This is a genomic window from Streptomyces sp. NPDC126499, assembly GCF_040302485.1.
Classification (GTDB): Bacteria; Actinomycetota; Actinomycetes; order Streptomycetales; family Streptomycetaceae; genus Streptomyces.
Window position 1 is genome coordinate 56,198 of record NZ_JBEOUO010000022.1, and the last position, 26,588, is coordinate 82,785.

Sequence of the window (26,588 nt, forward strand, 5' to 3'; positions counted from 1 at the left end):
CGTGGATTACCTCAGCCCCGTGCCTAGCGGATGTTCGGGTCGAAGGTGAAGATCACCAGCGTGCCCAGAAGGATGGTGAACACCGTGGCGGTGTACAGCAGGCCCTTGAGCCACAGGCGCGTGTTGGCCCGCTCCGCGTAGTCGTTGATGACCGTGCGGAGGCCGTTGGCGCCGTGCAGCATCGCCAGCCACAGCATCAGCAGGTCCCAGACCTGCCAGAACGGGGACGCCCAGCGGCCGGCCACGAAGGCGAAGCCGATCTTGGAGACGCCGCCGTCCAGGAAGAGCTGGATCAGCAGGTGGCCGAGGACCAGGACGACCAGGACGACACCGGACAGGCGCATGAAGAGCCACGCGGCCATCTCGAAGTTGCCTCGGGTCGCGCGCGGGGTCTTGCCGGTGCGCTTGCGGGGGGCCTCGATGTACGGGGCCGGGTTGTCCACGTCGTAGGGGGCGCCGCCCTCGACGGGACCGATCGCGGTGGAGGTGTCAGTGGACATGTCTGGCGTCAGCTCCCGAACAGTTCACGTGCGGCGTGGCCGAGGACGGGGTAGATCGAGCCCGCCATCAGCACGACCCAGATGCCCACGACGGTCCAGAGCATCTGCTTCTGGTAGCGCGGGCCCTTGGACCAGAAGTCCACGGCGATGACACGGAGACCGTTCAGCGCGTGGAAGAGGATGGCGGCGACGAGGCCGTACTCCAGCAGAGCGACGATCGGCGTCTTGTAGGTCGCGACCACCTCGTCGTACGCCTCGGGGGAGACACGGACGAGAGCGGTGTCCAGCACGTGTACGAACAGGAAGAAGAAGATGAGGACGCCGGTGACTCGGTGAGCCACCCAGGACCACATTCCTTCCCGGCCGCGGTACAGCGTTCCAGCCGGCACGGAAAAACCCTCCGGGAGCGGGGATCAGGGCCGGCCGGCTTCTCTGTCGGTCAGGCCCGGCCGGGTACGGTCCACCGGCCCCGGTCATCGTAGCGACGAGTTGTCGGTTCGCTCGCGCGGGGTCCATAGGTGTGATCAAACAGGCACGGACGGGCTATTGTTCGGCCCCGAATCGCCGCATTCCGGGCGAACTCACCACGCGGCGATCGAACGCGTGAGCCGGGTCCGGGCGAGGCGGCGGAGCTCGTCCGCGGCGATCACCCGTTCCTCCTCCCTTTCGTTGCCGAGACGTGACCTGATCCCCGCGAGGACCTGGTCGAGCCGCTCACCGGCCGGAACTCCGTCCAGGCTGATCACGAACGCGTGCCCGAAGCTGCTCTCGTACGCGGCGAGGGCGGCGCCCAGCGCCGTGCGGGCGGCCGGCGGCGCGTCCGGGTGCGGCAGCGCGGAGGTCTCGCGGGACAGGGCCTCGTCGAGATCGGCCCCCGACAGGTCGTAGCCGGCCTCGTCGGCGGCGGCGAGCAGCGCGTCCAGGGTCGGGTACGGCCGGTGCGCGGCCACCCGTTCGGCCCAGCGCCGGCTGCCGCAGCAGTCGAGCAGCAGGTTCTCGGCGACCAGGGCCGGAGCCGCGTTGAACCGCACGAGGCCGGAGAGGCCGGAGGGACCGGTGAGGCCGGAGGGGCCGCCGAGGTGCCGGGCGGTGCCCTGCTGGGCAGGTATGGCGGGGGAGACCGGGGTCCGGCAGGGGGCGGCATGGGTGTCGCTGGTCAGCGGGGACTCCGGAGGCGAAGGGCGCGAGCCAGGCGGAAGCGGGAGGGTGGCGAGGGGGGCGAGAGAGGACGGGAGGGCGCGGCGAAAACCGATGGGGTGGATGTGACTCCACGCTATCGGCGGGACGGGGGAAGTGTCCGACGGATGCGCGAATTTCACCTGGACGAGTGGGTTTCGTCGAAGGGGTGGACGGAAGTGCCGGAAAACCCCGGGATGCCGTCATTCACCCGATGAGGGAGGATTCCGAGTGATGCGGTACTCCATACGAGGGCCCCGCCGGGGCCCCGCAGTGATGGCGGCCGCGGTGGCACTGGTCACCGTGGCGGCCTGCTCCAACGGTTCTCCGTCCGCCCCGCCGGCCGTCTCCGCGCCCACGGGAAGCTCCCCGTCCGGCCCGGCCACGAGCACGGCGGCGCCACCCCCGAGCCCGACGCCGACACCGACACCGAGCCCGACGAAGACCTATCCGCTGTCCACCGCGCCCCAGGTCATCCCGGCCGTCCGCAACCACACGGCGGCCCGTGGTCCCGGCTGGAAGCCGGGACCGGACACCGGTGTGGTCGTCGCCGCGAAGGACGAGCGGGCCCTCGCCGACGAGGCCCGCCTGGTCGCGGGAGAGCTGGGCGTCCCGTACCGGGGCACCGCGGCCGCCCGGCCCGGCGACGTCAGCCTCGCCCTCGGCGGCCAGGGCGCCCCCGAGTCGTACCGCCTCGCCGTCCAGGGCGGCGGCGTCCGCATCACCGGACCCGACCAGGCCGGCGTCTTCTACGGCACCCGGACGCTCAAACAGTCCGTCAGGTCGACCGGCGCCGTGCCCGAGGGAGTCGTCACCGACGCCCCCGCCAAGCCGCAGCGGGGACTGATGGTCGACATCGCCCGCAAGCACTTCACCGCCGGCTGGATCGAGGCCCGGCTGCGCGAGATGGCCGACCTCAAGCTCAACCAGCTCGGCCTGCACTTCTCCGACGACCAGGGGTTCCGCATCGCCTCCGACAGCCACCCCGAGGTCGTCTCGGCCCAGCACCTCACCAAGGCCGAGGTCCGGCGGATCGTCGCCCTGGCGGCGAGCCTGCACATCACGGTCGTCCCCGAGATCGACTCGCCCGGACACCTCGGCGCGGTCATCGCCGCCCACCCCGACCTCCAGCTCGTCAGCGCCACCGGCCGCACCCTGCGCGGCGCCGTCGACATCTCCAAGCCCGCCGCGGCGAAGATCGTCGACGAGCTGCTGCGCGAGTACGCCGGCCTCTTCCCCGGCGGCCACTGGCACCTGGGCGCCGACGAGTACGTGGCCCTGATGTCGGCCAACCCCGAGGCCACCTATCCCCAGCTCGCCCGCGCCGCGACCGCGAAGTACGGCGCCTCCGGCCGGGTCCAGGACCTGGCGACCGGCTGGCTCAACGACCGCGCGGCCGTCGTCCGGCCGACCGGCAAGGAACTCCGGGCCTGGAACGACGGTTTCTTCACCGGCGGCGTGGTGAGCCCCGACCGGGACATCCAGGTCGCCTACTGGACCGGCAAGGAGATCGGGGCCCGGACCCCGACCTCGTACCTGAGCGCCGGCCGCAAGCTGATCAACTACAACGACGAGTACCTCTACTACGTCCTCGGCCAGCCCAATCAGTTCACGTACCCGACCGGCCGCCGCATCTACCAGGAGTGGACCCCGCTCGTCGTGCGCGGCACGTCTCCCGTCCCCGCCCGCTACGACCCGCAGATCCTGGGCGGCGTGTTCGCCGTCTGGTGCGACCTCGCGGGCGCCCAGACCCAGGCCCAGGTGGCGGAAGGCATCCGGATGCCGCTGACGGCGACGGCGCAGAAGCTGTGGGACGCGCGCAAGCCGGTGCTGGGGTGGGCGGAGTTCAGGGCGCTGGCGGGGCGGGTGCGCTGAGCGGGACGGCTCGGCACGGGCCGCCCCGAGCGGTCGTCCGTCGCCCGACCTCTATGCAGCACGCGAAGGCCACTGGCATGATTCCGGCCGCGCAGTGACGAAAACGCGCCGAACGGCGCAGTAGTGGAAGTACTGCGTCCGCATCGCTGGCGAGGAGGCGTCCATGACGTCCGTGACGAGCACGAGCCTGCAGGAACTGATCGACCGCGCCGACGCCCGTGGCCTCGCCGCCGCCGGACTCGCCTGCCTGGACCGGTGCCTGCCGCTGCTCGCGCCCGAGCGCGCCGAGGTGCTGCGGCCGGTGTGGGCCGCGGTGGCGCGCGGGGACGGTGCGCTGTGGGCCGAGGCGGTCGCCAAGGCACGGGTCGAGCTGGAGGGCGCGGGCGGCGCGGACGCGGACGCCGGCGGGGTCGTCACGATGGTGCGCGCGATGCTGGACGGCGTGCCCGCCGAGTGGGCCGAGGAGCCGCTGCGGGACTGGGCGGGACGGTGCTCCGCCGTCGCGCTCGCCGTGCACCGCCTGTACGACGCGACCGAAGCCGGTCCGCTCCACGCGGGCGAACTCCGCCGCCAGCAGGCCGTCCTGGAGGCGGCCGCGCACGGCCCGACCGGCCTGCGCCGGGCCCGCGAGCTGTCCATCGAGGGCGGTCGCGTCCTGCGGGCCGTCGTCTCGCGCCGGGCGCGGACCGCCTGAGGCGGCATGGCCCACGGCCGTGAATCCCGGTGGTGACGGAAGAGAAGGGTGGGGGCCGGGCGCCGGCCCCCACGCCCGGCCCGTTCAGGCCCCCGGCTTGGTCTCCTCCGTCTCGCCCGCGGGCTTCGTCTGCTCCGTGGGCTCCGCCGCCGGCTCCTCGATGTGCATCGAGGCGATCGCCTCGGCGATCTCCCGCTCGGCCCGCGCCTTGTCGAGGCCGAGGCCCGTGAGCGGGCCCTTGCCGTCCTCGAACTCCAGCAGGGCGAGCAGGATGTGCTCGGTGCCCACCCAGGTGTGGCCGAGGCGCAGGGCCTCGCGGAAGGTGAGCTCCAGGACCTTCTTGGCGTCCGCGTCGTAGGGGATGAGCGCGGGTACTTCGTCGGCGGCCGGCGGCAGCGTCGGGGTGACCGCCTCGCGGACGCGGTCGGGGGTGACGCCCTGGCCGGTGATCCACGTGACCGCGAGCCCCTGGGGTTCGGCGAGCAGGCCGAGCGCCAGGTGGGCCGGGACCGTCTTGGCGTTGCGGGCGGCGGTGGCCTCGTTCTGCGCGGCCATCACGACGTTGCGGGCGCGGGGGGTGAACCGGCTGAAGCCGGCGTTCGGGTCCGCCTTCGCCGCGTCGGCCTCCTTGTCGTCCTTCGGGACGAACCGCTTCTGGGCGGCCTGCCGGGTGACGCCCATGCTCTTGCCGATGTCGGTCCAGGAGGCGCCGGCCCGCCGTGCCTGGTCCACGAAGTGGCCGATGAGGTGGTCGGCGACCTCGCCGAGGTGGTCCGCCGCGATGACCGCGCCGGACAGCTGGTCGAGGGCGTCCGTGTGGGACTTCTTGATCGCGTCGATCAGGTCGTCGAGACGCACGGGACTGGTCATGCCGAGGGGAGTCGTCATGAGTGCAACCCTAGGTTGACACCCGTCCACTGTCAACCGCTAGTTGACAGCGTGCGGGTAAAAGAAAAGGGCGCCCCGTCCGAGGGCGCCCCAAAGGAAGACGACCGGGGCCGCCACCCCCCACAGGAGAGGCCCCGGTCGTCGTCCGCGGAGCCGCGGACGGCCCCGTACTCCTAACAGCGCCGCGCGTGCGTTTTCTGTCACACCGTCGCGGGAGGCCGGCTGACGCGAAGGGCGACGGTCCCGTCACACCCCGCTCGCGCCGCGCGAACGTCCGCGTTGTACAAAGAACCGGACCCGCGTGGACGCGGCGCCCGAAAAGGACGTAGCGTTCTGCTGCGCCCCGGGCGGCGTGGCGGTGACGACCAGCCGCGATGAGCGCGACGACGAACAGGTGTGGGGAGTGCTGGGGGACGAGGCGGAGCTGACGGCCGCAGTGCTCGCCGCGCAGAACGGTGACGAGGACGCCTTCCGCACCGTGTACCGCGCGGTGCATCCACGGCTCCTCGGCTACCTACGCACCCTGGTCGGCGAGGCCGACGCCGAGGACGTGGCCTCCGAGAGCTGGCTGCAGATCGCGCGCGACCTCGACCGCTTCAGCGGCGACGCCGACCGCTTCCGCGGCTGGGCCGCCCGCATCGCCCGCAACCGCGCCCTCGACCACATCCGCATGCGCGGCCGCCGTCCCGCCGTCGGCGGCGACGAGACCGAGCTCACCGACAAGCCCGCCGACTCCGACACCGCCGGCGAGGCCCTCGAAGCCCTGGCCACCGGCCGCACCATGCACCTCATCGCCCAGCTTCCGCAGGACCAGGCCGAGGCCGTCGTCCTGCGGGTCGTCGTCGGCCTGGACGCCAAGAGCGCCGCCGACACCCTCGGCAAGCGCCCCGGCGCGGTCCGTACCGCCGCCCACCGGGGCCTCAAGAAGCTCGCCGAACTCCTCGGTACGGCCGGTCACGGCGGTGACCTCCCGCCAGGCGCCGACGGTGGTCCCGACGGCGACTCCCCGCTCGACGGCGTACCTCCGCAGCGCGGTCGCCGGGCGGGGGCCGCGACGCCCGGCGGTGTGACGCAATCGCGCGCGCGGACGCAGAAGGACATGTGATGGCCGACGAGCGGTACCAGTGGCTCGACCAGGAGGCCGCGGAGCGGTTGCTGCGCGGCGAGCCGGTCGACCCCGTCGACGAGGCGTTCCGCGCGCAGGCCGAACTCCTCGCGCGCGCCCTCGACACGGCCCGTACGCCGTCGGCCGCCGCCACGGCCGGCGAACTCCCCGGCGAGGCCGCCGCGCTCGCCGCCTTCCGCAAGGCCGCCGCCGAGCGCGCGGCCGCCGTACCCGGATCCGCGGGCAAGGCCGCACCGGCCGACCTCGGCGCCGTCCGGATCGCCCCCGTCCGCACCGGCCCGCGCTGGGGACGCTCCCTGCGCTACGGTCTCGCCGCCGCGCTCGCCGCCGTCACCGTCGGCGGAGTCGCCGTCGCCGCCGGTACGGGCATGCTGCCCCTGACCTCCGAGCCCGCCTCCGGGCACTCGGTCAGGGCCGTCGACACCACCGAGCCCACCGCCTCCGGCTCGCCGGGCGGCGACACCGGCACCGGCCCCGGCACGGAAGGGCCCGGCGTCCCCGCCGACCCCGACGGCCGGACCGGCACCCCCGGCCCCACCGACGGGCCCACCACCGCCACGCCCGGACCCGGCGACACGGCCGGCGTCACCGCCGACCCGGACAAGAGCACGGCGGGCCCGGACGGCGGCGGCGCGTCCAAGGACCAGAGGATCGTCGAGGCCTGCAAGGAGTACCGCGCCGGCCGGCTGACCGACAGCGGCCGGCAGCGGATCGCGGGCTCGCTCAGGAGCGGCGAGACCGTGAAGCGGTACTGCGAGCGCGTACTGGCCGGCGCGCCCTCCACCGGTGCGACCCAGCCCTCCACGGGACGCAGCACCGGCGGCAGCACCGGCGGCTCCGGCAGTGGCACGGGCAGCGGTGGTACGGAGTCGGGCAACGCCGACGGCGACGACAAGGACGACCGAGACGACCGCGACCGCAAGGGCGGCGCCGGCGGCAGCGCCGAGGGCGGATCCAAGGGGACCGGCGGCTCCGGCACGCACGGCAAGGACCGCTCCCGTTCCTAGCCCCGCGAGCAGGGTGTGACACTTTTCGACCCGCCGACGCAGTACTGAGTGAGCCGACTGGTCATCGGCGAGCGCACGGAGCCGGGGTTCCCCCCGTACCTTCGGCTCGGCGCACCGGCGCGGGTGGGACACGTTCCCCCGGTCCCACCCGCGCCCCTTCTCCTTCTCTTCTTCCTCCTCGTGGGCCCTCGCCCCGGGTCACCAGTGCACGACGACCTTGTCGCCGACCTTCACCTGGTCGAACAGCACCGCCAGCTTCCCCTTGTCCCGCACGTTCACACAGCCGTGCGAGGCGCCGTTGTAGCCGCGGGCCGCGAAGTCCGAGGAGTAGTGGACCGCCTGGCCGCGGCTGAAGAACATCGCGTACGGCATCGGCGTGTGGTAGAGCGTCGAGGTCCAGTCCCGGGCCTTCCACTCGACCTTGAACTCGCCCTCGCGGGTCGGGGTGTTCTCCGAACCGAAGCGCACGTCGAAGGACGAGACGACCTTGCCGTCGACCATCCAGGCGAGCGTCCGGCTCTCCTTGCTGATGCACATCACCCGGCCGGTCATACAGCGCGGGTCGGGCGTGTCCAGCGTGTTGGTGGTCGCCGGCCGCAGCTCGTCGGCGGTCGGCTCGCGCGTCGCCGCCAGCAGCTTCCGCCAGGTGACCTCGTCGACCGAGCCGGTCGTCGGCAGCTCCCGCTTCCTCTGGAAGGCCTTCACCGCGGCCCCGGTCATCTTCCCGTAGAAGCCGGTGGGCGCCCGGTCGAAGGAGCCGAACTGCCGCAGCCGGGCCTGGAGCTCGCGCACCTGGGCGCTCTCGTCACCGTCGTCCATCAGGATCCTGGCCGTCGGCTCCGGCGTCCCGGTGCCGGTCGTCGGCGCGGGCGAGGACGGCTTGTCGTCCGTGCCCGGGGTGGCCGAGGACGGCGTCGGCGCCGGCGCGGCGGACCCGGTCGTCGGCGCGGACGGCGGCGTGGTGCGGGCGCCGCCGGAGCCGGCGGCCTCGGGCACGCAGCCGGCGGCCAGGGTGACGGCCGCGACGGCCAGGACGGCTCTGTGGACGACGGTCGAACGCTTCATCGGTGCCCCCCGGGAAAAGATGTGTGTACGGAGGGATGTTTCCCGGGCCCGCCCGGTTGCGCACGTGACCGAAAAGAGACGGGCATGCTGTGAGGAAGGTCCCAGCGTGCTGCTCTCCACCCGGCCGCACACCCGCCGCTACAGTCCGCAGCGAGGGCGGGTACCGCTCAGGAGCGGGTCTTGATCAGCAAGCAGTGAGCAGCAGGTCTATCGGGAGGCACAACACATGGCGCGCGAGTCGGAGTCGGGGCTGCCCATCGAGCCGGTCTACGGACCGGACGCCCTGGAGGGATGGGACCCGGCCGAGAAGCTGGGCGAACCGGGGTCGTACCCGTTCACGCGCGGCGTGTACCCGACGATGTACACCGGCCGGCCGTGGACCATGCGCCAGTACGCCGGTTTCGGCACCGCCGTGGAGTCCAACGCCCGCTACAAGCAGCTGATCGAGAACGGCACGATGGGTCTGTCGGTCGCCTTCGACCTGCCGACGCAGATGGGCCACGACTCGGACGCCCCGATCGCGCACGGCGAGGTCGGCAAGGTCGGCGTGGCGATCGACTCGATCGACGACATGCGGGTGCTGTTCGACGGGATCCCGCTCGACAAGGTGTCCACGTCGATGACGATCAACGCCCCCGCCTCCCTGCTGCTCCTGCTGTACCAGCTCGTCGGCGAGGAGCAGGGCGTCCCGGCGGACAAGCTGACGGGCACGATCCAGAACGACGTGCTGAAGGAGTACATCGCCCGCGGCACGTACATCTTCCCGCCCAAGCCCTCGCTGCGGCTGATCGCGGACATCTTCAAGTACTGCAAGGCCGAGATCCCCAAGTGGAACACGATCTCGATCTCCGGCTACCACATGGCCGAGGCGGGCGCCTCGCCGGCGCAGGAGATCGCGTTCACGCTCGCCGACGGCATCGAGTACGTGCGCACGGCGGTCGCGGCCGGCATGGACGTGGACGACTTCGCGCCCCGGCTCTCCTTCTTCTTCGTGGCCCGCACGACGATCCTGGAGGAGGTCGCGAAGTTCCGTGCGGCCCGCCGGATCTGGGCGCGGGTGATGAAGGAGGAGTTCGGCGCGAAGAACCCCAAGTCGCTGATGCTCCGCTTCCACACCCAGACCGCCGGCGTGCAGCTGACCGCCCAGCAGCCCGAGGTCAACCTGGTCCGGGTCGCCGTGCAGGGCCTCGCGGCCGTCCTCGGCGGTACGCAGTCGCTGCACACCAACTCCTTCGACGAGGCCATCGCCCTGCCGACGGACAAGTCCGCCCGCCTGGCCCTGCGCACCCAGCAGGTCCTCGCCTACGAGACCGATGTCACCGCCACCGTCGACCCGTTCGCGGGCAGCTACGTGGTGGAGAAGATGACCGACGACGTCGAGGCGGCCGCCCTGGAGCTCATGGCGAAGGTGGAGGAGCTGGGCGGCGCGGTCAACGCGATCGAGCGCGGCTTCCAGAAGAACGAGATCGAGCGCTCCGCCTACCGCATCGCGCAGGAGACCGACTCCGGCGAGCGGGTCGTCGTCGGCGTCAACCGCTACACGATCGACGTCGAGGAGCCCTACGAGCCGCTGCGCGTCGACCCGGCGATCGAGGCCCAGCAGGCCGAGCGCCTCGCCAAGCTGCGCGCCGAGCGCGACCAGGCGGCCGTGGACGCGGCGCTGGCGGAGCTCAAGAAGGCGGCCGAGGGCACGGACAACGTGCTCTACCCGATGAAGGACGCGCTCAAGGCGCGCGCCACGGTGGGCGAGGTCTGCAACGCGCTGCGCGAGGTCTGGGGCACGTACGTCCCGACGGACGCCTTCTGACCCCACCCGTCCGCCGGCCCCACCCGTCCGCCGGCCCCACCCGTCTGCCGGCCCCGCCCGTCCGCCGGCCCACCCGTCTGCCGGCCCCGCCGTCTGCTGATCCCACCCCGTCGCGCGGGACCGGCCGGCGGCCGGTCTTCCGCGATACGAAACGCCCGGGCGGAGTGTCGTACCCACGTGCGACACTCCGCTTCATGCTGGGTGTCACCGATCTGCCGACCTACCTCGCCGGGCTCGTCCTCATCATCCTGCTCCCGGGGCCGAACTCGCTGTACGTGCTGTCCGTCGCCGCCCGCAAGGGCACCCGGACCGGATACCAGGCCGCCGCCGGGGTCTTCACCGGCGACGCGGTCCTCATGACCCTCGCCGCCCTCGGCGCGGCCTCGCTGCTCCAGACCACGCCCCTGCTCTTCATGATCGTGAAGTACGCGGGTGCCGGCTATCTGGCGTGGATGGCGTACGGGATGCTGCGCGCGGCCTGGTCGATGTGGCGTGCGCGCCACGAGACGGCGGAGGAGGTCCCCGCCGAGGCACCGGCCGGCCCGGCGGAGCACCCCTACCGGCGCGCCCTGATCATCAGCCTGTTCAACCCCAAGGCGATCCTCTTCCTGATCTCCTTCTTCGTGCAGTTCGTGGACCCGTCGTACGCCTACCCGGCGCTGTCCTTCCTGGTCCTCGGCACGCTGCTCCAGCTCGGCAGCTTCCTCTACCTCACGACCCTGATATTCGGCGGCACCCGCCTCGCCGCCGCGTTCCGTCGCCGCCGGCGGCTGTCCGCGGGCGCGACCACGGCGGCCGGGGCCCTCTTCCTGGGCTTCGCCGCGAAGCTCTCGCTGGCGGGTCCCTGATCCCGGCACGGCTCGACCCCGACACCGCTTGACCCTGACACCGTGTGAGGCCGTTCCGTAGGGGGCGTCATGTTCACCATCGGAGACTTCGCCCGGCACGGGCGGGTGTCGGTCCGCATGCTGCGCCACTACGACGCCATCGGACTGCTGCGCCCGGCCCATGTCGACCCGCACAGCGGCTACCGCTTCTACGAGGCGGCCCAGCTCGCCCGGCTCAACCGTGTCATCGCGCTCAAGGAGCTCGGCTTCACCCTCGAACAGGTGCGGTCGATCCTCGACGAGCAGGTGGGCGCGGAGGAGCTGCGAGGGATGCTGCGGCTGCGGCAGGCCGAGCTGGAGACGGCCCTCGCCGAGGCGCGGGCCCGGCTCGCCCAGGTCGGTGCGCGGCTCCGAGCCATCGAGAGCGAGGGACGCATGTCCACGCAGGACGTCGTCGTGAAGAGGATCCCCGCCGTCCGGATCGCCGAGCTCAGCGGCATCGCCGCGAGCTTCGGACCCGAGGACATCGGCCCGGTCGTCGGGCCGCTGTACGAGGAGCTGTGCGCCCGCCTGGAGGCCGCCGGGGTCACCGGCTTCGGGCCGGGGATCGCGTACTACGAGGACGCGGGCCGGGGTGACGGCTCGGTCCTCGTGCACGCCGGGATGACCGTGCCCGAGGGCACGCGGGTCGAGGGCGTCGAGGTGCTCGTCCTTCCGGGTCTGGAGGAGGCGGCGACCGTCGTCCACCGGGGCTCCATGGACGAGATCCTGCCGACGGCGCAGACGCTGGCGAGCTGGATCGACACCCACGGGTACGTGTCGGCCGGTTACGCCCGCGAGCTGTATCTGGAGTGCCCCGAGGACACCAGCCGCTGGGTGACCGAGCTCCAGGAGCCGGTCACCCGCGCCTGACGCCCCTCACCGGCCGCCCCTCATGGGCGACCCCTCACCGGCCGCCCAGGGCCCGCCGCTTCAGCTTCAGGGCGCGGCGGGCCAGGCGGCGCAGCCCCGGGTGCCGGGGCACCGGGAGACCGCCGGGCAGGCCCAGGGAGGTGAGCCGGCGGCGGGTGAAGTGGTGCCGGGTGGCGGCCGCGAGCGGCCCGGACAGATGCCGTACGGCCGCCTCCCGCAGGTCGGGCCTGATCCTCGGCTGCATCGCGAAGCCGACCGCGGCGACCAGGCCCGTGAGCTCCGCCCCGTCCAGCGGCGCCCGGCCGGGCCGCTCCAGGTCGGCCCGCTCCAGGTCCGGCACGAGCGCGTCGGCGAGCAGCACGGGCACCCGGTTGCTGTTCTGGTACGGCGAGAGCCGGGCGAGCAGCGGCCGGGTGCCGACCCGGGCGGTCTCGATCCCGTAGAACACGCTCGCCGTGAACAGGGCCGTGGAGAAGCAGCCCACCACCAGCGCGGGCCGCAGCTCCCGGTAGAGCACCTCGGCGAGCACCGGCCGGTCGAGCACGGTCAGTTCGGCGCCGAGCGCCTCCGCCTCCCGCACCAGCGCCCGCGACCAGCCGTCGGGGGCCGTGGGGTGCGGCTTGAAGACCAGGCGGCGATGGCCGCGGGCGACGGCGCCCCGGACCATCCGCAGGTGCAGGTCGCCCTCCTCGGCCGCGGTGAGGAGGCCGAGGGCCGCCAGGTACTGGCCGAGCAGCAGCGCGGGGCCCGGTGCCGTGGACGTCTCGGCCGCGACCGGGCCCGACAGCTCCTCGACGACCTTGGTGAACGCCTCGGCCGGTACGGCCTCCGGGACCGCCCCGAACTCGGCGAGCAGCAGCGGCGTGAGTCCCGGCACCAGGTCCAGGTGGAGCAGCCGCCGCACCCGCTCGCCGACCAGCGGGTCGATCTTGTTGCGGGTCGGGCCGTAGCTCATCAGCCCGTCCGCGTACACGTGGATCGACGCGTCCGGGAGGAGCTGGGCGATCGTGAGCGCGGGCGCCACCTGGAGGGATTCCACGACGAGTTCGATCCGGTCGGTGCCGAGCCCCCACAGCCGCCGCAGGTGCCGCTGGAGCAGGGGCAGGTCGTCCGGCCGGGGCGTCCAGCCGCCCGGGTGGAGCGGTTCGATCGTCTCGTTCCAGTCGAGGACGTCGTCGAACCGGCCGCGCAGCCGCTCGAAGCCGGGCATCGCGTCCAGCGGGGTGGTGGTCTCGGGCACCGCCGCGTTGGTGGACACCAGCAGCAGGCGCCGCCCGGCGGGCCGGAAGCAGCCGCTGTCCAGGGCCGCGGCCAGGGTGACGGCCCCGTACAGGGTGGAGGCGTAGAAGATCTGCGTGGTGCCGGACCCGGCCTCGGACCCGCCGCCCGTGCGGGTGCTGCTCGTGCTCAGGCTCGTGCGCGTGCTCATGCGGGTGCTGCTCAGGCTCGTGCGCGTGCTCATGCGGCGTTCGTCTCCAGAGGGGCCGGTGCGGGTGCGGGGCGGCGGCGCTTGAGCCGGCGCAGCGGTCCGGCCCGTTCCTCGCCCATCGCCGTCAGCGCCTCGGCGAGGACGTCCTGCGGCATGCGCCGCAGTGCGCCCGCACTCATCGCCCGCAATTTCCGTCCGACCTCGGGTTCGAATTTCGCCATGGTTCCGATGTGATGGGAAATCACCGCGCAATAGGTCCGGACGGCCTTCGGGAGAAGCCGATCCGCGTCCGGATCATTCTTCGTCTCCTCGATCACCTGGTCGAAAGCGCGAATGAAATCGAGTTGCCGGACATCACCGATCTGCGTGAGCGAGGTGGCGACCCCGCGCCGGTAGAAGATTCCCAGATCGCCGGTGACCGCGAACGACTCCGCCTCCCGGTGCAGCCGCCAGATCCACGGCCGGTCCTCCGCCGTGCGCAGGCCGGGCGTGAAGTGCAGCAGCCCCCGGTCGAGCAGCCTCCGGTGGTACATCCCGGCCCAGGCGTACGGGTAGTCCACCGACGTCGTCCGGTCGGCCGGCAGGATCGCGTCCCGCGGTCGCAGCACCTCCCCGCGCCGCCCCACGGGCGCCCGCCGCACCGACCTGTTCCGGCCGGTCACCCGGACGTGGTCGGTGCGCAGGAAGTCGCAGCCCAGCTCCTCCATGGTGGCGACCAGAGCCGCGTAGAAGCCGGGGGAGAGCCAGTCGTCCCCGTCCAGGAACGCCACATAGGTGCCGCGGGCCGCGTCGAGACCGGTGTTGCGGGCGGTCGCGAGGCCCTCGTTGCGCGCGTGCCGGATCAGCCGCGCCCCCGGGAGCTCGCGCCCGGCCCGTTCCAGGAGCTCCGTGGTCCCGTCCGTCGAACAGTCGTCGACCAGCAGGAACTCGAAGTCCTCACGGGCGTTCGCGCGCAGGCTTCTGAGGGCGTCGGGGGCGTATGTCTGCACGTTGTAGAACGGCACGACGACGGAGAGCTTGACCACGGACACGACGCTAGGCGCCGCCCCGGCATTCGTCCTGACCGGAAAGGGGATGCCCGGTGAACACAAAGCGGCGGGCCCCTTAACCACCCCGTATCCCGTCCCCTTTCTGTCCGTTTCCCGCAATGCGTCATGGTGCTGTTAACCATTTGTTGTGGCCCAGTTGGGCCGCCAATCCCCCGGCCCTCCTAGCGTCCTCGACGTGCCATCACGCAACGAACGAGCGGCGCGCGTCGCCGTACTCGCCGACTCCGACACCCGGTGGAAATGGGGCGTGCTCACCGCACGCAGAATCGCGCCCGGGGGACCCGAGGGAACGGCCCCCACCGGATTCGTCCTGCGCGGCCGCGCCACCCCCACCGCCCGCCAGCTCGCCGAGACCGGGGTGTCCGACACCGCCCCGCGCGAGGTGACGGGGGCGGAGTTCCTGCGTGAGGTACGCGACGCGGCCGCCCGCGGCGAGGGCTACGACGTGATCGTGCTCGCCCTGGTCGGCGGCACCGTCCGCGCCCTGCTCCAGGGCCTGGCCGAACTCGCCCTGGAGCGCCGCCCGGTCCTCGTCACCGGCTATGTCGGCGTCGTCTACGAGAAGCTCGCCGACGGCCTCCTGCTGCGTCACGGCGCCGATGTCGTGCTCGCCAACTCCCGTCACGACGCCGAGCGGTTCCGCGCCGTGTACGAGGGCGTGGGTGCCGACCCGGGCGCCGTCGTCGAGGCCGCCCTGCCCTTCCTGGGCGGCGCCCCGCACACCCCCGAGGCCGGCCGCGACACCCTGGTCTTCGCCGCCCAGCCCTCCGTGCCCGTGACGCGGGCCGAACGCGCCTACGTGCTGCGCCGGCTGGTCGGGCACGCCCGGCTCCACCCGGCCCGCGAGGTGCTCCTGAAGCTCCGCTCCAGGCCGGGCGAACACACCACGCACCTGGAGGAGTTCCCGTACCAGAAGCTGGTGCGCGACCTGCCCGTGCCGCCCAACTTCCGGCTGGTGTACGGGCACATGGGCGAGGTCCTGGACCGCACCGACCTGCTGGTCACCGTCTCCTCCACGGCCGCCCTCGAAGCCCTCCACCGGCGGATCCCCACCGCGATCCTCACCGACCTCGGGGTGCGCGAGGCGCTCGGCAACCACCACTTCGTCGGCTCCGGCCTTCTCACCTCCTTCGACCGCCTCGACAAGGGCGCCGTCCCCGTCCCCGACGAGGAGTGGCTGTCCCGGCAGGGCGTCGGCGTCGGCGGCCCGGGGACCGTCCGGTACGAGCGGGCCTTCGACGCGGCCCGCGAGCGGGTCGCCGCACTCCTCGCCGGCCCGCCGCTGCCGCCGATCGCCCCGTACTACACGGCCGAGACCGCCGGCGGGTACCTGCCCGGCATCCTCGCCCGCCACCGCCTCGACGTGAGCGCGCCCGAGCCCCGCGAGAGCGGAGTGCGCCGGATCGTCCGCGAGGCGGCGCGCGGCGCGTACCGCCACGGCGTGCAGCGCGTGGCCCCCGTCATCCGCCGCCTGGGAGAACTGTGATGCCGACGACCCCGACGACCGTGCTTGCCGTGATCCCGGCCCGAGGCGGCTCCAAGGGCGTCCCCGCCAAGAACCTCGCCCCGGTGGCCGGCGTCCCCCTGGTGGGCCGCGCCGTCCGCGCCTGCCTGGCCGCCCCGCGCGTCACCGACGTCGTCGTCTCCACCGACGACCCCGCCATCGCGGAGACCGCCCGCGCCTTCGGCGCGGAGGCCGTCCAGCGCCCCGCCGACCTCTCCGGCGACACCGCCACCAGCGAGTCCGCCGTCCGGCACGCCCTGGACGCCTTCGAGGCCGCCTCCGGGCGCGCCGCCGACGTGGTGCTGCTCGTGCAGTGCACGAGCCCCTTCCTCACCGCGGAGGAGGTCGACGCCACCGCCGCGCGGATCGTCTCCGGCGAGGCCGACACGGCCTTCACCGCCGCCCCCTCCCACGGCTTCCTGTGGAGGGAGAACCCCGGCGGCGCCGACGGCGCCACCGGCGTCAACCACGACAAGGCGCACCGCCCGCGCCGTCAGGACCGCGAGCCCGAGTACCTGGAGACCGGCGCCGTCTACGCCATGGCCGCCGACGGCTTCCGCGCCCACGGCCACCGCTTCTTCGGCCGCACCGCGCTGGTCGTCACCGACCCCGCCCGTGTCTTGGAGATCGACGACCCGCACGACCTCGCCCGGGCCCGCGCGCTCGCCCCGCTGCTCGACGCGCCGGTCACCCCGACCCTCGACGACGTCGACGCCGTCGTCCTGGACTTCGACGGCACCCAGACCGACGACCGCGTCCACATCGACGCCGACGGACGCGAGTTCGTCTCCGTGCACCGCGGCGACGGCCTCGGCATCGCCGCCCTGCGCAGGGCCGGCGTCCCGCTCCTGATCCTGTCCACCGAACAGAACCCCGTCGTCGCCGCCCGCGCCCGCAAGCTCCGCGTCCCCGTGCTCCACGGCGTGGACCGCAAGGACCTCGCCCTCAAGCAGTGGTGCGACGAGCAGGGCGTCGACCCCCAGCGCGTGCTCTACGCCGGCAACGACGTCAACGACCTGCCCTGCTTCCACCTCGTCGGCTGGCCCGTCGCGGTGGGCAGCGCCCACGACTCCGTACGGGCCGCCGCCCGCGCGGTCACCCACACCCCCGGCGGCTCCGGAGCGATCCGCGAGATCGCCGCCTGGCTCCTCGGACCCGAGCTCCACACCCCCGACGCGTAAGGAACCCCCGAACCATGAGCGACACCCGTCTTCGCACCCTCGGCAGCAAGACCGCGGGCCCGGGCCGACCGGTCTACGTCACCGGCGAGATCGGCATCAACCACAACGGCGACCTGGACAACGCCTTCGCGCTCATCGACGTCGCCGCCGAGGCCGGCTGCGACGCCGTCAAGTTCCAGAAGCGCACCCCCGAGATCTGCACCCCGCGCGACCAGTGGGACATCGAGCGCGACACCCCGTGGGGCCGCATGACCTACATCGACTACCGCCACCGCGTGGAGTTCGGCGAGGACGAGTACCGCGCCATCGACGCGCACTGCCGCGAGCGCGGCATCGACTGGTTCGCCTCCCCGTGGGACACCGAGGCCGTCGCCTTCCTGGAGAAGTTCGACGTCCCCGCCCACAAGGTCGCCTCCGCCTCCCTCACCGACGACGAGCTGCTGCGCGAACTGCGCGCCACCGGCCGTACGGTCATCCTCTCCACCGGCATGTCGACGCCGAAGCAGATCCGCCACGCGGTGGAGGTCCTCGGCAGCGACAACATCCTGCTCTGCCACGCGACCTCGACCTACCCGGCCAAGGCCGAGGAGCTCAACCTGCGCGTGATCCAGACGCTCCAGGAGGAGTACCCCAACGTCCCGATCGGCTACTCCGGCCACGAGACCGGCCTCCAGACCACCCTGGCCGCCGTCGCCCTCGGCGCCGTCTTCGTCGAGCGCCACATCACCCTCGACCGCGCCATGTGGGGCTCCGACCAGGCCGCCTCCGTCGAGCCGCAGGGCCTGCAGCGCCTGGTCCGCGACATCCGCACCATCGAGACCGCGCTCGGCGACGGCGTGAAGAAGGTCTACGAGTCGGAGCTCGGCCCCATGAAGAAGCTCCGCCGGGTCCCGGGACTCGTCGCCGCATGACCGGCCGGCTGGCGTTCGTCGAGAGCCCGGTCCAGCTCCTGAACGTCCTGGAATGGGCCCACGCCACGGCCACGGCCCTCCGAGGCGCCCCGCACGCCCTCCCGGCGATGCCCGCGCAGCCGACGGGCCGCACCCCGGCTCCGGCTCCGGTCGAGGCCCCGACTGCCGCCGAGCCCCTGGCCCCCGCCGAGACCCCGGCTCCGGCCGAGGCCCTGGCTCCGGCTCGGGCCGAGGCCCCGGCTCCGGCCGAGACCCCGGCACCGGCTCGGGCCGAGGCCCCGGCCCTCGGCGACACCGCCGAGGCCGCCGACATGCTCCCGCTCGCCGCCCTCCGGCTCACCGTCGTCGTCCTGTCGCCCACCGACCCGATGTCCCGGGGCCAGCTGCGCCGCATGGCGCAGCTGGCCAGGGACGAGGGCGTCACCGTGAAGTGGCAGGACGCCCGGGACGGCAAGGGGGCCGTCGCGCGGACGCTGCGGGAGCTCGCCGGGCCCCTGCGGGCCGCCGAGCGGGTGATCGTCGGGGATCCGTTCTCGCGTTACGTCCAGCTGCTGCTCACCCTCTTCGGCCCCCGCCGGGTCACCGTCGTCGACGACGGCACCGCCACCATGGAGTTCGCCGCGCAGCTCGCCCGCGGCGAGCGGCTGGTGCGCTGGCACCGGCGGGGCAGCCGGGGGCCGCGCGAGCTGGTCCTCGCGCCGGTGACCTCGCTGGCCCGCCGCAAGCTCGCGCCCGGCCGGCACCGCACCGTGGAGATCTTCACCTCGCTGCCGGTCGAGCCGCCACCGGGCACCACGGTCCTGGCCAACGACTTCTCCTGGACCCGCTCCCGCTTCGGCCCGCCCCGGCTCACCCGCGGCGCCGACCTCGTCGGCACCTCCCTCGTGGAGACCGGCGTCGTCGACCCCGACGACTACCTGCGGGTCGTCACCGTCCTCGCCCGCACCCACGGCGCCACCCGCTACTTCGCCCACCGCCGCGAGAGCACCGAGAAACTGCACCGGATCGCGGTCGAGACCGGCCTGGAGGTCGTCCGCCCCGACCTGCCGCTGGAGCTGATCGCCCGCCGCGGCCCGATCGGCCGTACGGTCGTCAGCTTCCCGTCCACGGTCGTGCACACCCTGCCGCTGGCCCTCACCGGCACCGGCGTGAAGGTCGCCGTGTGCGAGATCGCGCCCGAGTGGCTGCGGGAGAACGCCTCACCCCGCGCCCAGGGCTTCCTGGCCGGCGTCGCCGGCACCGCCACCCGTACGGAGAGGTTGGAATTCGGCTAACCATACCCACACGGGGTGTGCGTCATACCTGTGAAACAAGATTTCTATCCCCTAACGGGCTGAAGTTTTCGTGATCAAGGGCCAGTTGATCTTCCGGGGGCCGTACCCTTCAAAAGGTGAACCAGTTGAAGTCCCGTGAGCCCGGCCCCGACGCGGCGACCGCAGCGCTGCCCGGAACGCTGACCGAACCGCTGCGTGCCGAACTGATCGCGTTCCGCCGGGATCTGCACATGCACCCCGAGCTCGGCAAGCAGGAGTTCCGGACCACCGCCGCGCTCAAGACCCGACTGGAAGCGGCGGGACTGCGCCCGAGAGTCCTGCCGGGCGGCACCGGACTCATGTGCGACATCGGCACCTGGGACCGCGTACGGCCCATGCTGGCGATCCGCGCCGACCTCGACGCGCTGCCCATCCCCGACACCAAGACCGTGCCGTACCGCTCCACGGAGCCGGGCCGGGCCCACGCCTGCGGCCACGACGTCCACACCACCGCCGCCCTCGGCGCCGGCCTCGTCCTGGCCGAGCTCGACCGGCAGGGGCGGCTGCCCGCGGCCGTACGGCTGGTCTTCCAGCCCGCCGAGGAGGTGCTGCCCGGCGGCGCCGCCGACGCCATCGCGGCGGGCGTCCTGGACGGCGTCGGCCGGATCATCGCCGTGCACTGCGACCCCAAGGTCGACGCCGGGAAGATCGGTCTGCGCCCCGGGCCCATCACCTCCGCCTGCGACCGGCTGGAGATCACCCTCGACGGCCCCGGCGGCCACACCGCCCGTCCGCACCTGACCACCGACCTGGTCACCGCCGCCGCCCGGATCGCCACCGACGTGCCCGCCGTGCTCGCCCGCCGGATCGACGCCCGCTCCGGCCTCTCGGTCACCTGGGGCCGCATCGAGGCCGGTCACGCGCCCAACGTCATCCCGCAGCACGCCGAGCTGTCCGGCACCGTCCGCTGCCTCGACCTGCCGGCCTGGCGCGAGGCGCCCGACATGGTGCACGCGGCGATCGACGAGATCGCCACCCTCCACCGCGCCAAGTCGACCGTCGACTACGTCCGCGGTGTCCCCCCGGTCGTCAACGACCCGGTGATCACCGAGCTGCTCCGCGACGCGATGTCCGCCCGGCGCGGGCCGTACGCGATCGAGGACACCGAGCAGTCGCTCGGCGGCGAGGACTTCTCCTGGTACCTGGAGCACGTGCCCGGCGCCATGGCCCGGCTCGGTGTCCGTACGCCCGGCGACACCCGGGTGCGCGACCTGCACGCGGGCGACTTCGACGTGGACGAGCGGGCCATCGGGGTGGCCGTGGAGATGTTCACGGCGGCGGCCCTTCTCGACGCCGCGCCCCAGCGCTGATCCGGGATTTCCCGCCCCGGGAAATCCGGCGGAAAATCCCGACTTCAAGTACGACTTAATGGGGGGCCGGGGCCGGTTCATCCGTCCGGCCCAGCCCCCGGCGTGTCGCCTACGGAGCCGGGCCGGTCGCCCGCACCAGCGTGTATGACGGGCGGTATCGGGGCGGACGCCGCCGGTGGCCGCCCTGGCCGGTTCGCGTCGATCCGATAACGACTCATGAACGGGTCTTTAACTGACATCTACGCGCGTTACGATCGCCGCGAAACCAGCGCCGGAAGAGGCGCTTTCGGTCAGTCTTGAAGGGACCCTCCTCTTGCGCCGGATCACCAGGATCACCACCGTGGGCATCGCCTCCGCGGCGCTCGCCCTGTCCGCCACCGCGTGCGGCAAGTCGTCGACGGACTCGGGTTCGGGCACGGACTCGAAGGCCGGCAAGGCCGCCATCGCCTACGACATCGGCGGCCGTGGCGACCAGTCCTTCAACGACGCCGCCTACGCGGGCCTGAAGAAGGCCGAGGACGAGCTCGGCGTCAAGGGTGCCGAGGCCGAGCCCTCGGAGGGTGAGGGCGACGCCGACAAGGTGCAGCGCCTCACCGCCCTCGCCCGCGCCGGCAACAACCCGGTCATCGGTGTCGGCTTCGCCTACGCCCCGGCCATCGAGAAGGTCGCCAAGGCCTACCCGAAGACCACCTTCGGCCTCATCGACGACACGTCGAAGACCGGCCCGAACATCGCCAACCTGGTCTTCAACGAGGAGCAGGGCTCCTACCTGGCCGGCGTCGCCGCCGCCAAGGCCTCCAAGACCGGCACGGTCGGCTTCATCGGCGGTGTCGAGGTCCCGCTGATCAAGAAGTTCGAGGCGGGCTTCGCCCAGGGCGTCAAGGACACCAACCCGAACGCCAAGGTGCTCACCCAGTACCTGACCCAGCCGCCGAACTTCGACGGCTTCGCCAAGCCGGACCTCGGCAAGGCCGCCGCGCAGGGCATGCTCGACCGCAAGGCCGACGTGATCTACGCCGCCGCCGGTCTCGCCGGCTCCGGTGCGATCGAGGCGACCGCCAAGGCCGGCAAGTGGGCCATCGGCGTGGACTCGGACCAGTACAACCAGAAGGGTCTGGCCGCCTACAAGGAGCGGATCCTCACCTCGGTCACCAAGGACGTCTCGGACTCCGTCTTCAACCTGATCAAGTCGGTCAAGGACGGCAAGCCGCAGACCGGTGAGGTCCGCTACGGCCTCGCGGCGGACGGCGTCGGCCTGGCCGACTCCAACCCGGAGTACAAGAAGATGACCGACCTGATCGCCGCTGTCGACAAGGCGAAGAAGGACATCGTCGACGGCAAGATCACGGTCAAGACCACGCCGTAACGGCGCCAGGTTCCCTGACCTGAGCCCGCGGGCCCGGCCACGGTGGCACCCCCACCGGAACCGGGCCCCCGGGCCATGTCGAGCCCCTTCCCCCCGTTCCGGGACCCTTTCCCGTACGGGTTTTCAATTTCCGGCAGTGCTACGCGTGTAGATGTCCCAGCGGCACGATAACTTCGCCCCGCCCTGCCCTCCCGCTCCCACTCCTTTCCGGCCAAGGAGAGTGCGCCATCAACGCGTCCAGCCCCCCTGCCGTAGAACTCCACGGCATCACCAAGCGCTTCCCCGGCGTCGTCGCCAACAAGGACATCGCCATCACCGTCCGCAAGGGCACCGTGCACGCCCTCATCGGTGAGAACGGTGCCGGCAAGTCGACCCTGATGAAGATCCTGTACGGCATGCAGAAGCCGGACGAGGGCACCATCGCCATCGACGGCGAGCAGGTCACCTTCTCCAGCCCCGCCGACGCCATCGCGCGCGGCATCGGCATGGTGCACCAGCACTTCATGCTCGCCGACAACCTCACCGTCCTGGAGAACGTCGTCCTCGGCGGCGAGAAGCTCTACGGCATCGGTGCCAGGGCCCGCAGGAAGATCATGGAGATCTCCGACGCGTACGGCCTCGGCGTGCGCCCCGACGCGCTGGTCGAGGACCTCGGCGTCGCCGACCGGCAGCGCGTGGAGATCCTCAAGGTCCTCTACCGCGGCGCCCGGATCCTCATCCTCGACGAGCCGACCGCCGTCCTCGTCCCGCAGGAGGTCGACGCGCTCTTCGACAACCTGCGCGAGCTCAAGTCCGAGGGCCTGACCGTCATCTTCATCTCGCACAAGCTGGGCGAGGTCCTGAAGGTCGCCGACGACATCACCGTCATCCGGCGCGGCACCACGGTCGGCACCGCCGACCCCAAGACCGCCACCACCAAGCAGCTCGCCGAGCTGATGGTCGGCACCGAGCTGCCCTCCCCGGAGACCCGCGAGTCGACGGTCACGGACGTGCCGATGCTGAAGGTCGAGGGACTGACGCTGAGCGAGGCCGGCGCCGCGGCCGCCGCGCCGCTGACCACCGCCGCCCCGCCGGACCCGTCCGGCGCCGTCGCGCTCCAGGAGGTCGGCGCGGGCCGCAAGCTCCTCGACGACATCTCGTTCACCATCCACAAGGGCGAGATCCTCGGCATCGCCGGTGTCGAGGGCAACGGCCAGACCGAGCTGATCGAGGCCCTCATGGGCCTGAACACCCTCGACGCGGGTGTCATCACCCTCGACGGCGAGGACATCACCAAGGTCTCGGTGCGCAAGCGCCGCGAGGGCGGCATCGGCTACATCCCCGAGGACCGCCACCGCCACGGCCTGCTCCTGGAGGCCCCGCTCTGGGAGAACCGCATCCTCGGTCACGTCACGGAGCAGCCCAACTCCAGGCGCGGCATCCTCGACCCGAAGGCCGCCCGCGAGGACACGGAGCGGATCGTGCGCGAGTACGACGTCCGCACCCCCGGCATCGACGTGACCGCGGCCTCCCTGTCCGGCGGCAACCAGCAGAAGCTGATCGTCGGCCGCGAGATGAGCCACGCCCCCAAGTTCCTGATCGCCGCCCACCCCACCCGCGGTGTGGACGTCGGCGCCCAGGCGCAGATCTGGGACGCGATCCGCGACGCCCGCCGCGAGGGCCTGGCGGTGCTGCTGATCTCCGCCGACCTCGACGAGCTGATCGGCCTGTCCGACACGCTGCGGGTCATGTACCGCGGCCGGCTGGTCGCCGACGCCGACCCCGCCACCATCACGCCCGAGGAGCTGGGCTCCGCCATGACCGGCGCGGCCACCGGCCACCTCGAAGGCACCGAAGAGCAGTCCGAAGACGGTGACGCCCGATGATGAAATTCGACAAGGACAAGCTGGTCATCGGGGCCGCGGGCCCCGTGCTCGCCCTGGTCTCCTCCTTCGTGCTCACCGTGCTGGTGCTGCTCGCCACGGGCATCGACCCGATCGAGCCGATCCGGCTGATGATCGAGAACGCCGGGTTCTCCGACATCCAGGTGCTGATCGTCAACCAGACCGGCATCTACTACCTGGCGGCGCTCGCGGTGGCCATCGGCTTCCGCATGAACCTCTTCAACATCGGCGTCGACGGCCAGTACCGCCTCGCCGCGATGCTCTCCGCCGTGGTCGGTGCCGCCGTCGAGCTGCCCGGTCCGCTGCACATCCTGCTGATCGTGCTGGTCGCGGTCCTCACCGGTGCCTTCTGGGCCGGCATCGCGGGCATCCTCAAGACCACCCGCGGTGTCTCCGAGGTCGTCTCGACGATCATGCTCAACGCCATCACGACCTCGCTGGTGGCCTGGCTGCTGCTGCCGAAGAACTTCGGCGAGCAGGTCGCCGGATCCAACAACCTCACCACCGGTGAGATCGCCGAGTCCGGCTGGTTCCCCGGCATCGACACCGGCAACGGCGTCGTCTACGGCTTCACCTTCGTCGCGCTCGCCCTCGGCGTCGTCTACTGGTTCGTCCTCAACCGCACCCGCTTCGGCTTCGACCTGCGCGCCACCGGTGCCAGCGAGTCCGCGGCCCAGGCCAGCGGCGTGGACGCCAAGAAGATGATCCTCACCTCGATGCTGATCTCGGGCGGCCTCGCCGGTCTGTCCGGCATGCCGACCCTGCTCGGCGAGACCCACACGTACAGCCTCGACTTCCCCGTCGGCGTCGGCTTCACCGCCATCGCCATCGCCCTGCTCGGCCGCAACCACCCGGTCGGCATCTTCTTCGCCGCCCTGCTCTTCGCCTTCCTGGACAAGGCCTCGTCGTCGCTCGACGTCGCCGGTTATCCGAAGGAGATCACGCAGATCATGCAGGGCATCATCGTGATCGCCGTGGTCGTCTCCTACGAGCTCGTCCGTCGTTACGGCCTCCGCCGCCAGCAGCAGAAGGTCGGCGAGCAGCTGGCCGCCGGCGGCGCCATCAAGACCGACAAGGAGGTGGCGGCATGAGCACCGGCACCGTTGCCAAGCCCAGCGCCGCGCCCAAGAAGGCGGGCGGCCGCCGCAAGCTGACCTGGCCCTGGATCCTGCTGATCGTCGCGGCCGGACTCGTGCTCTTCTCGCTGGTCCGGGTCATCTCCGGGGCCAACGACCTCACCTCCGTCGGCCAGGTCTCCGGCGCGCTCCAGCTCGCCGTCCCGATCGGCCTCGCCGGCCTCGGCGGCCTGTGGGCCGAGCGCGCGGGCGTGGTCAACATCGGCCTCGAGGGCATGATGATCCTCGGCACCTGGTTCGGCGCCTGGGCCGGCTACCAGTGGGGCCCCTGGACCGGCGTCCTCGTCGGCATCCTCGGCGGCGCGCTCGGCGGTCTGCTGCACGCGGTCATCACCGTCACGTTCAACGTCAACCACATCGTCTCCGGTGTGGCGCTGAACATCCTCGCGGTCGGCTTCACCCGCTACCTGTCCAACTTCACCTTCGCCGAGGCCGAGGGCGGCTCCTCCAAGCAGTCCCCGCGCATCGACGAGATCACCAAGATCACGATTCCGGGGCTGTCGGACTGGCTCCAGGACCTCCAGGCCAAGCACTGGTTCCTGATCTCCGACCTGGCCGGCATCCTCGGCGGCCTGGTGACCAACCTGTCGCTGCTCACCGTGGTCGCCGTCCTGCTCATCCCGGCCAGCTGGTGGCTGCTGTGGCGCACGGCCTTCGGCCTGCGGCTGCGCTCCTGCGGCGAGAACCCGGTGGCGGCCGAGTCGCTGGGCGTGAACGTCTACAAGTACAAGTACATCGCCGTCACCATCTCCGGCGGTCTCGCGGGCCTCGGCGGCGCCTTCCTCGCGATCGTCGCGACCAGCATCTACCAGGAGGGCCAGACCGGCGGCCGCGGTTACATCGGTCTCGCCGCGATGATCTTCGGCAACTGGATGCCGGGCGGCATGGCGCTGGGCGCCGGCCTGTTCGGCTTCACCGACAGCCTCAAGCTGCGCGGCGGCGCCGAGAACGTCCACGCGCTGCTCCTGCTGGTCGCGCTGCTGCTGGTGATCGCCGCACTGTGGCAGCTGTACCGGAAGAAGTACCTGACGGCCGTGATCTCCGCCGTCTTCTCGGCCGGCTTCTTCCTCTGGTACGCGCTCACCGACGAGGTCCCGAGCCAGTTCGTGGACGCCGCCCCGTACGTCACCACGCTGCTGGTGCTCGCCCTGTCGGCGCAGCGGCTGCGGATGCCGAAGGCGGACGGTCTGCCGTACCGGAAGGGCCAGGGCAAGTGACGGCCCTGGCCGAGGCCGACTGGGAGCGGCTGCGGAAGACCGCCCGGGAGGCGATGTCCCACGCGTACGCGCCCTACTCCGGCTACCCGGTCGGCGCGGCGGCGCTGGTCGACGACGGGCGGGTGGTCTCCGGCTGCAACGTCGAGAACGCCTCGTTCGGCATCGGCCTGTGCGCCGAGTGCGGGCTCGTCTCCCAGCTCCAGGCCACCGGCGGCGGCCGGCTGACGCACTTCGTGTGCGTCGACGGCCGCGGCGAGTCCCTGGTGCCGTGCGGGCGGTGCCGGCAGCTCCTGTACGAGTTCGGGGGCCCCGAACTCGTCCTGGAGACGCCCGCCGGGTTCGTCACCCTGGCGGAGATGCTCCCGCAGGCGTTCGGCCCGGACCACCTGGCGAAGTAACACCTCCGAGCGGC

The 26,588-nt window shown here is 72.3% G+C and carries 24 protein-coding genes; 17 read left to right on the forward strand and 7 right to left on the reverse strand.

Going from position 1 to position 26,588, the window contains the following annotated elements; translation table 11 throughout:
* Nucleotides 1–23: 23 nt before the first annotated feature.
* The 3 genes from ABTZ91_RS27015 to ABTZ91_RS34180 all read right to left on the reverse strand — a co-directional run bounded on the left by ABTZ91_RS27015 (nt 24) and on the right by ABTZ91_RS34180 (nt 1,819).
* On the reverse strand, nt 24–500 hold the full coding sequence (locus ABTZ91_RS27015; RefSeq protein ID WP_352079841.1) for a succinate dehydrogenase hydrophobic membrane anchor subunit: 477 nt from the start codon (nt 498–500) through the stop codon (nt 24–26).
* Nucleotides 501–508: 8 nt separating this feature from the next.
* A complete protein-coding gene (gene sdhC, locus ABTZ91_RS27020; RefSeq protein ID WP_189948009.1) occupies nt 509–889 on the reverse strand; it encodes a succinate dehydrogenase, cytochrome b556 subunit in 381 nt (126 codons plus the stop codon).
* 192 nt (nt 890–1,081) lie between these two features.
* A complete protein-coding gene (locus ABTZ91_RS34180) occupies nt 1,082–1,819 on the reverse strand; it encodes a 2-oxo-4-hydroxy-4-carboxy-5-ureidoimidazoline decarboxylase (RefSeq protein WP_407078031.1) in 738 nt (245 codons plus the stop codon).
* Nucleotides 1,820–1,910: 91 nt separating this feature from the next.
* Between ABTZ91_RS34180 and ABTZ91_RS27030 the strand changes: the two genes are divergently transcribed.
* Both ABTZ91_RS27030 and ABTZ91_RS27035 read left to right on the forward strand, forming a co-directional pair.
* The gene (locus ABTZ91_RS27030; RefSeq protein ID WP_352079842.1) at nt 1,911–3,551 is read left to right on the forward strand and encodes a glycoside hydrolase family 20 protein; all 1,641 of its coding nucleotides are present in this window, start codon (nt 1,911–1,913) and stop codon (nt 3,549–3,551) included.
* Nucleotides 3,552–3,714: 163 nt separating this feature from the next.
* Complete coding sequence (locus tag ABTZ91_RS27035; protein WP_352079843.1) at nt 3,715–4,245, forward strand: hypothetical protein; 531 nt, start codon at nt 3,715–3,717, stop codon at nt 4,243–4,245.
* Nucleotides 4,246–4,329: 84 nt separating this feature from the next.
* Here ABTZ91_RS27035 and ABTZ91_RS27040 read toward each other — a convergent pair whose 3' ends face one another.
* Nucleotides 4,330–5,133 carry a Clp protease N-terminal domain-containing protein gene (locus ABTZ91_RS27040; protein WP_352079844.1) on the reverse strand — a complete coding sequence of 268 codons (804 nt, stop codon included), beginning with the start codon at nt 5,131–5,133 and terminating at the stop codon, nt 4,330–4,332.
* 403 nt (nt 5,134–5,536) lie between these two features.
* Here ABTZ91_RS27040 and ABTZ91_RS27045 point away from each other — a divergent pair, with 403 nt between their 5' ends.
* Nucleotides 5,537–6,238, forward strand: a complete 702-nt coding sequence (locus ABTZ91_RS27045; protein WP_352079900.1) for an RNA polymerase sigma factor — start codon at nt 5,537–5,539, stop codon at nt 6,236–6,238.
* Nucleotides 6,238–7,266 carry a hypothetical protein gene (locus ABTZ91_RS27050; RefSeq protein ID WP_352079845.1) on the forward strand — a complete coding sequence of 343 codons (1,029 nt, stop codon included), beginning with the start codon at nt 6,238–6,240 and terminating at the stop codon, nt 7,264–7,266. The genes ABTZ91_RS27045 and ABTZ91_RS27050 overlap by 1 nt, the downstream gene beginning before the upstream one ends.
* 198 nt (nt 7,267–7,464) lie before the next feature.
* Here ABTZ91_RS27050 and ABTZ91_RS27055 read toward each other — a convergent pair whose 3' ends face one another.
* Nucleotides 7,465–8,331: a L,D-transpeptidase family protein gene (locus ABTZ91_RS27055; RefSeq protein WP_352079846.1), complete on the reverse strand. Its 867-nt coding sequence runs from the start codon at nt 8,329–8,331 to the stop codon at nt 7,465–7,467.
* A 226-nt stretch (nt 8,332–8,557) separates the two neighbouring features.
* Between ABTZ91_RS27055 and ABTZ91_RS27060 the strand changes: the two genes are divergently transcribed.
* From ABTZ91_RS27060 to ABTZ91_RS27070, 3 genes are all read left to right on the forward strand, one after another.
* Nucleotides 8,558–10,138, forward strand: coding sequence for a methylmalonyl-CoA mutase family protein (locus tag ABTZ91_RS27060; RefSeq protein WP_352079847.1), 1,581 nt, complete (start codon nt 8,558–8,560; stop codon nt 10,136–10,138).
* A 194-nt stretch (nt 10,139–10,332) separates the two neighbouring features.
* Nucleotides 10,333–10,986, forward strand: a complete 654-nt coding sequence (gene leuE / locus ABTZ91_RS27065; protein WP_352079848.1) for a leucine efflux protein LeuE — start codon at nt 10,333–10,335, stop codon at nt 10,984–10,986.
* Between the two features lie 69 nt (nt 10,987–11,055).
* Entirely contained in the window at nt 11,056–11,877 is an 822-nt protein-coding gene (locus ABTZ91_RS27070; protein WP_352079849.1) for a MerR family transcriptional regulator, read from the forward strand.
* 34 nt (nt 11,878–11,911) lie between these two features.
* Here the strand turns inward: ABTZ91_RS27070 and ABTZ91_RS27075 are convergent, their stop codons facing one another.
* Nucleotides 11,912–13,306, reverse strand: a complete 1,395-nt coding sequence (locus tag ABTZ91_RS27075; RefSeq protein WP_352079850.1) for a polysialyltransferase family glycosyltransferase — start codon at nt 13,304–13,306, stop codon at nt 11,912–11,914.
* A gap of 29 nt (nt 13,307–13,335) precedes the next feature.
* The gene (locus ABTZ91_RS27080; RefSeq protein WP_352079851.1) at nt 13,336–14,331 is read right to left on the reverse strand and encodes a glycosyltransferase family 2 protein; all 996 of its coding nucleotides are present in this window, start codon (nt 14,329–14,331) and stop codon (nt 13,336–13,338) included.
* Between the two features lie 199 nt (nt 14,332–14,530).
* Between ABTZ91_RS27080 and ABTZ91_RS27085 the strand changes: the two genes are divergently transcribed.
* The 10 genes from ABTZ91_RS27085 (at nt 14,531) to ABTZ91_RS27130 (ending at nt 26,574) form a co-directional block, all read left to right on the forward strand.
* Nucleotides 14,531–15,841: a DUF6716 putative glycosyltransferase gene (locus tag ABTZ91_RS27085; protein ID WP_352079852.1), complete on the forward strand. Its 1,311-nt coding sequence runs from the start codon at nt 14,531–14,533 to the stop codon at nt 15,839–15,841.
* A complete protein-coding gene (locus ABTZ91_RS27090; protein ID WP_352079853.1) occupies nt 15,841–17,040 on the forward strand; it encodes an acylneuraminate cytidylyltransferase in 1,200 nt (399 codons plus the stop codon). Before ABTZ91_RS27085 ends, ABTZ91_RS27090 begins: the two co-directional genes overlap by 1 nt.
* Before the next feature lie 14 nt (nt 17,041–17,054).
* Complete coding sequence (locus ABTZ91_RS27095) at nt 17,055–17,951, forward strand: N-acetylneuraminate synthase family protein (protein WP_352079854.1); 897 nt, start codon at nt 17,055–17,057, stop codon at nt 17,949–17,951.
* Nucleotides 17,948–19,225, forward strand: a complete 1,278-nt coding sequence (locus ABTZ91_RS27100) for a hypothetical protein (RefSeq protein WP_407078032.1) — start codon at nt 17,948–17,950, stop codon at nt 19,223–19,225. Before ABTZ91_RS27095 ends, ABTZ91_RS27100 begins: the two co-directional genes overlap by 4 nt.
* A 116-nt stretch (nt 19,226–19,341) precedes the next feature.
* Nucleotides 19,342–20,574, forward strand: a complete 1,233-nt coding sequence (locus ABTZ91_RS27105; RefSeq protein WP_352079855.1) for an amidohydrolase — start codon at nt 19,342–19,344, stop codon at nt 20,572–20,574.
* Nucleotides 20,575–20,887: 313 nt separating this feature from the next.
* Nucleotides 20,888–21,940, forward strand: a complete 1,053-nt coding sequence (locus ABTZ91_RS27110) for a BMP family ABC transporter substrate-binding protein (RefSeq protein WP_352079856.1) — start codon at nt 20,888–20,890, stop codon at nt 21,938–21,940.
* Between the two features lie 227 nt (nt 21,941–22,167).
* Nucleotides 22,168–23,805 carry an ABC transporter ATP-binding protein gene (locus ABTZ91_RS27115; protein WP_352079902.1) on the forward strand — a complete coding sequence of 546 codons (1,638 nt, stop codon included), beginning with the start codon at nt 22,168–22,170 and terminating at the stop codon, nt 23,803–23,805.
* Entirely contained in the window at nt 23,802–24,914 is a 1,113-nt protein-coding gene (locus ABTZ91_RS27120) for an ABC transporter permease (protein ID WP_352079857.1), read from the forward strand. Before ABTZ91_RS27115 ends, ABTZ91_RS27120 begins: the two co-directional genes overlap by 4 nt.
* Nucleotides 24,911–26,176: an ABC transporter permease gene (locus ABTZ91_RS27125; protein ID WP_352079858.1), complete on the forward strand. Its 1,266-nt coding sequence runs from the start codon at nt 24,911–24,913 to the stop codon at nt 26,174–26,176. The genes ABTZ91_RS27120 and ABTZ91_RS27125 overlap by 4 nt, the downstream gene beginning before the upstream one ends.
* On the forward strand, nt 26,173–26,574 hold the full coding sequence (locus tag ABTZ91_RS27130; RefSeq protein WP_352079859.1) for a cytidine deaminase: 402 nt from the start codon (nt 26,173–26,175) through the stop codon (nt 26,572–26,574). The genes ABTZ91_RS27125 and ABTZ91_RS27130 overlap by 4 nt, the downstream gene beginning before the upstream one ends.
* The last annotated feature ends 14 nt before the right edge of the window (nt 26,575–26,588 follow it).

Excerpts from the sequence above, each read along its gene's own strand:
- ABTZ91_RS27015 (WP_352079841.1), bottom strand. The coding sequence starts at position 500 with ATGTCCACTGACACCTCCACCGCGATCGGTCCCGTCGAGGGCGGCGCC.
- ABTZ91_RS27030 (WP_352079842.1), top strand. The coding sequence starts at position 1,911 with ATGCGGTACTCCATACGAGGGCCCCGCCGGGGCCCCGCAGTGATGGCG.
- ABTZ91_RS27035 (WP_352079843.1), top strand. The coding sequence starts at position 3,715 with ATGACGTCCGTGACGAGCACGAGCCTGCAGGAACTGATCGACCGCGCC.
- ABTZ91_RS27040 (WP_352079844.1), bottom strand. The coding sequence starts at position 5,133 with ATGACGACTCCCCTCGGCATGACCAGTCCCGTGCGTCTCGACGACCTG.
- ABTZ91_RS27050 (WP_352079845.1), top strand. The coding sequence starts at position 6,238 with ATGGCCGACGAGCGGTACCAGTGGCTCGACCAGGAGGCCGCGGAGCGG.
- ABTZ91_RS27055 (WP_352079846.1), bottom strand. The coding sequence starts at position 8,331 with ATGAAGCGTTCGACCGTCGTCCACAGAGCCGTCCTGGCCGTCGCGGCC.
- ABTZ91_RS27060 (WP_352079847.1), top strand. The coding sequence starts at position 8,558 with ATGGCGCGCGAGTCGGAGTCGGGGCTGCCCATCGAGCCGGTCTACGGA.
- leuE (WP_352079848.1), top strand. The coding sequence starts at position 10,333 with ATGCTGGGTGTCACCGATCTGCCGACCTACCTCGCCGGGCTCGTCCTC.
- ABTZ91_RS27070 (WP_352079849.1), top strand. The coding sequence starts at position 11,056 with ATGTTCACCATCGGAGACTTCGCCCGGCACGGGCGGGTGTCGGTCCGC.
- ABTZ91_RS27075 (WP_352079850.1), bottom strand. The coding sequence starts at position 13,306 with ATGAGCACGCGCACGAGCCTGAGCACGAGCAGCACCCGCACGGGCGGC.
- ABTZ91_RS27090 (WP_352079853.1), top strand. The coding sequence starts at position 15,841 with ATGCCGACGACCCCGACGACCGTGCTTGCCGTGATCCCGGCCCGAGGC.
- ABTZ91_RS27095 (WP_352079854.1), top strand. The coding sequence starts at position 17,055 with ATGAGCGACACCCGTCTTCGCACCCTCGGCAGCAAGACCGCGGGCCCG.
- ABTZ91_RS27100 (WP_407078032.1), top strand. The coding sequence starts at position 17,948 with ATGACCGGCCGGCTGGCGTTCGTCGAGAGCCCGGTCCAGCTCCTGAAC.
- ABTZ91_RS27120 (WP_352079857.1), top strand. The coding sequence starts at position 23,802 with ATGATGAAATTCGACAAGGACAAGCTGGTCATCGGGGCCGCGGGCCCC.
- ABTZ91_RS27125 (WP_352079858.1), top strand. The coding sequence starts at position 24,911 with ATGAGCACCGGCACCGTTGCCAAGCCCAGCGCCGCGCCCAAGAAGGCG.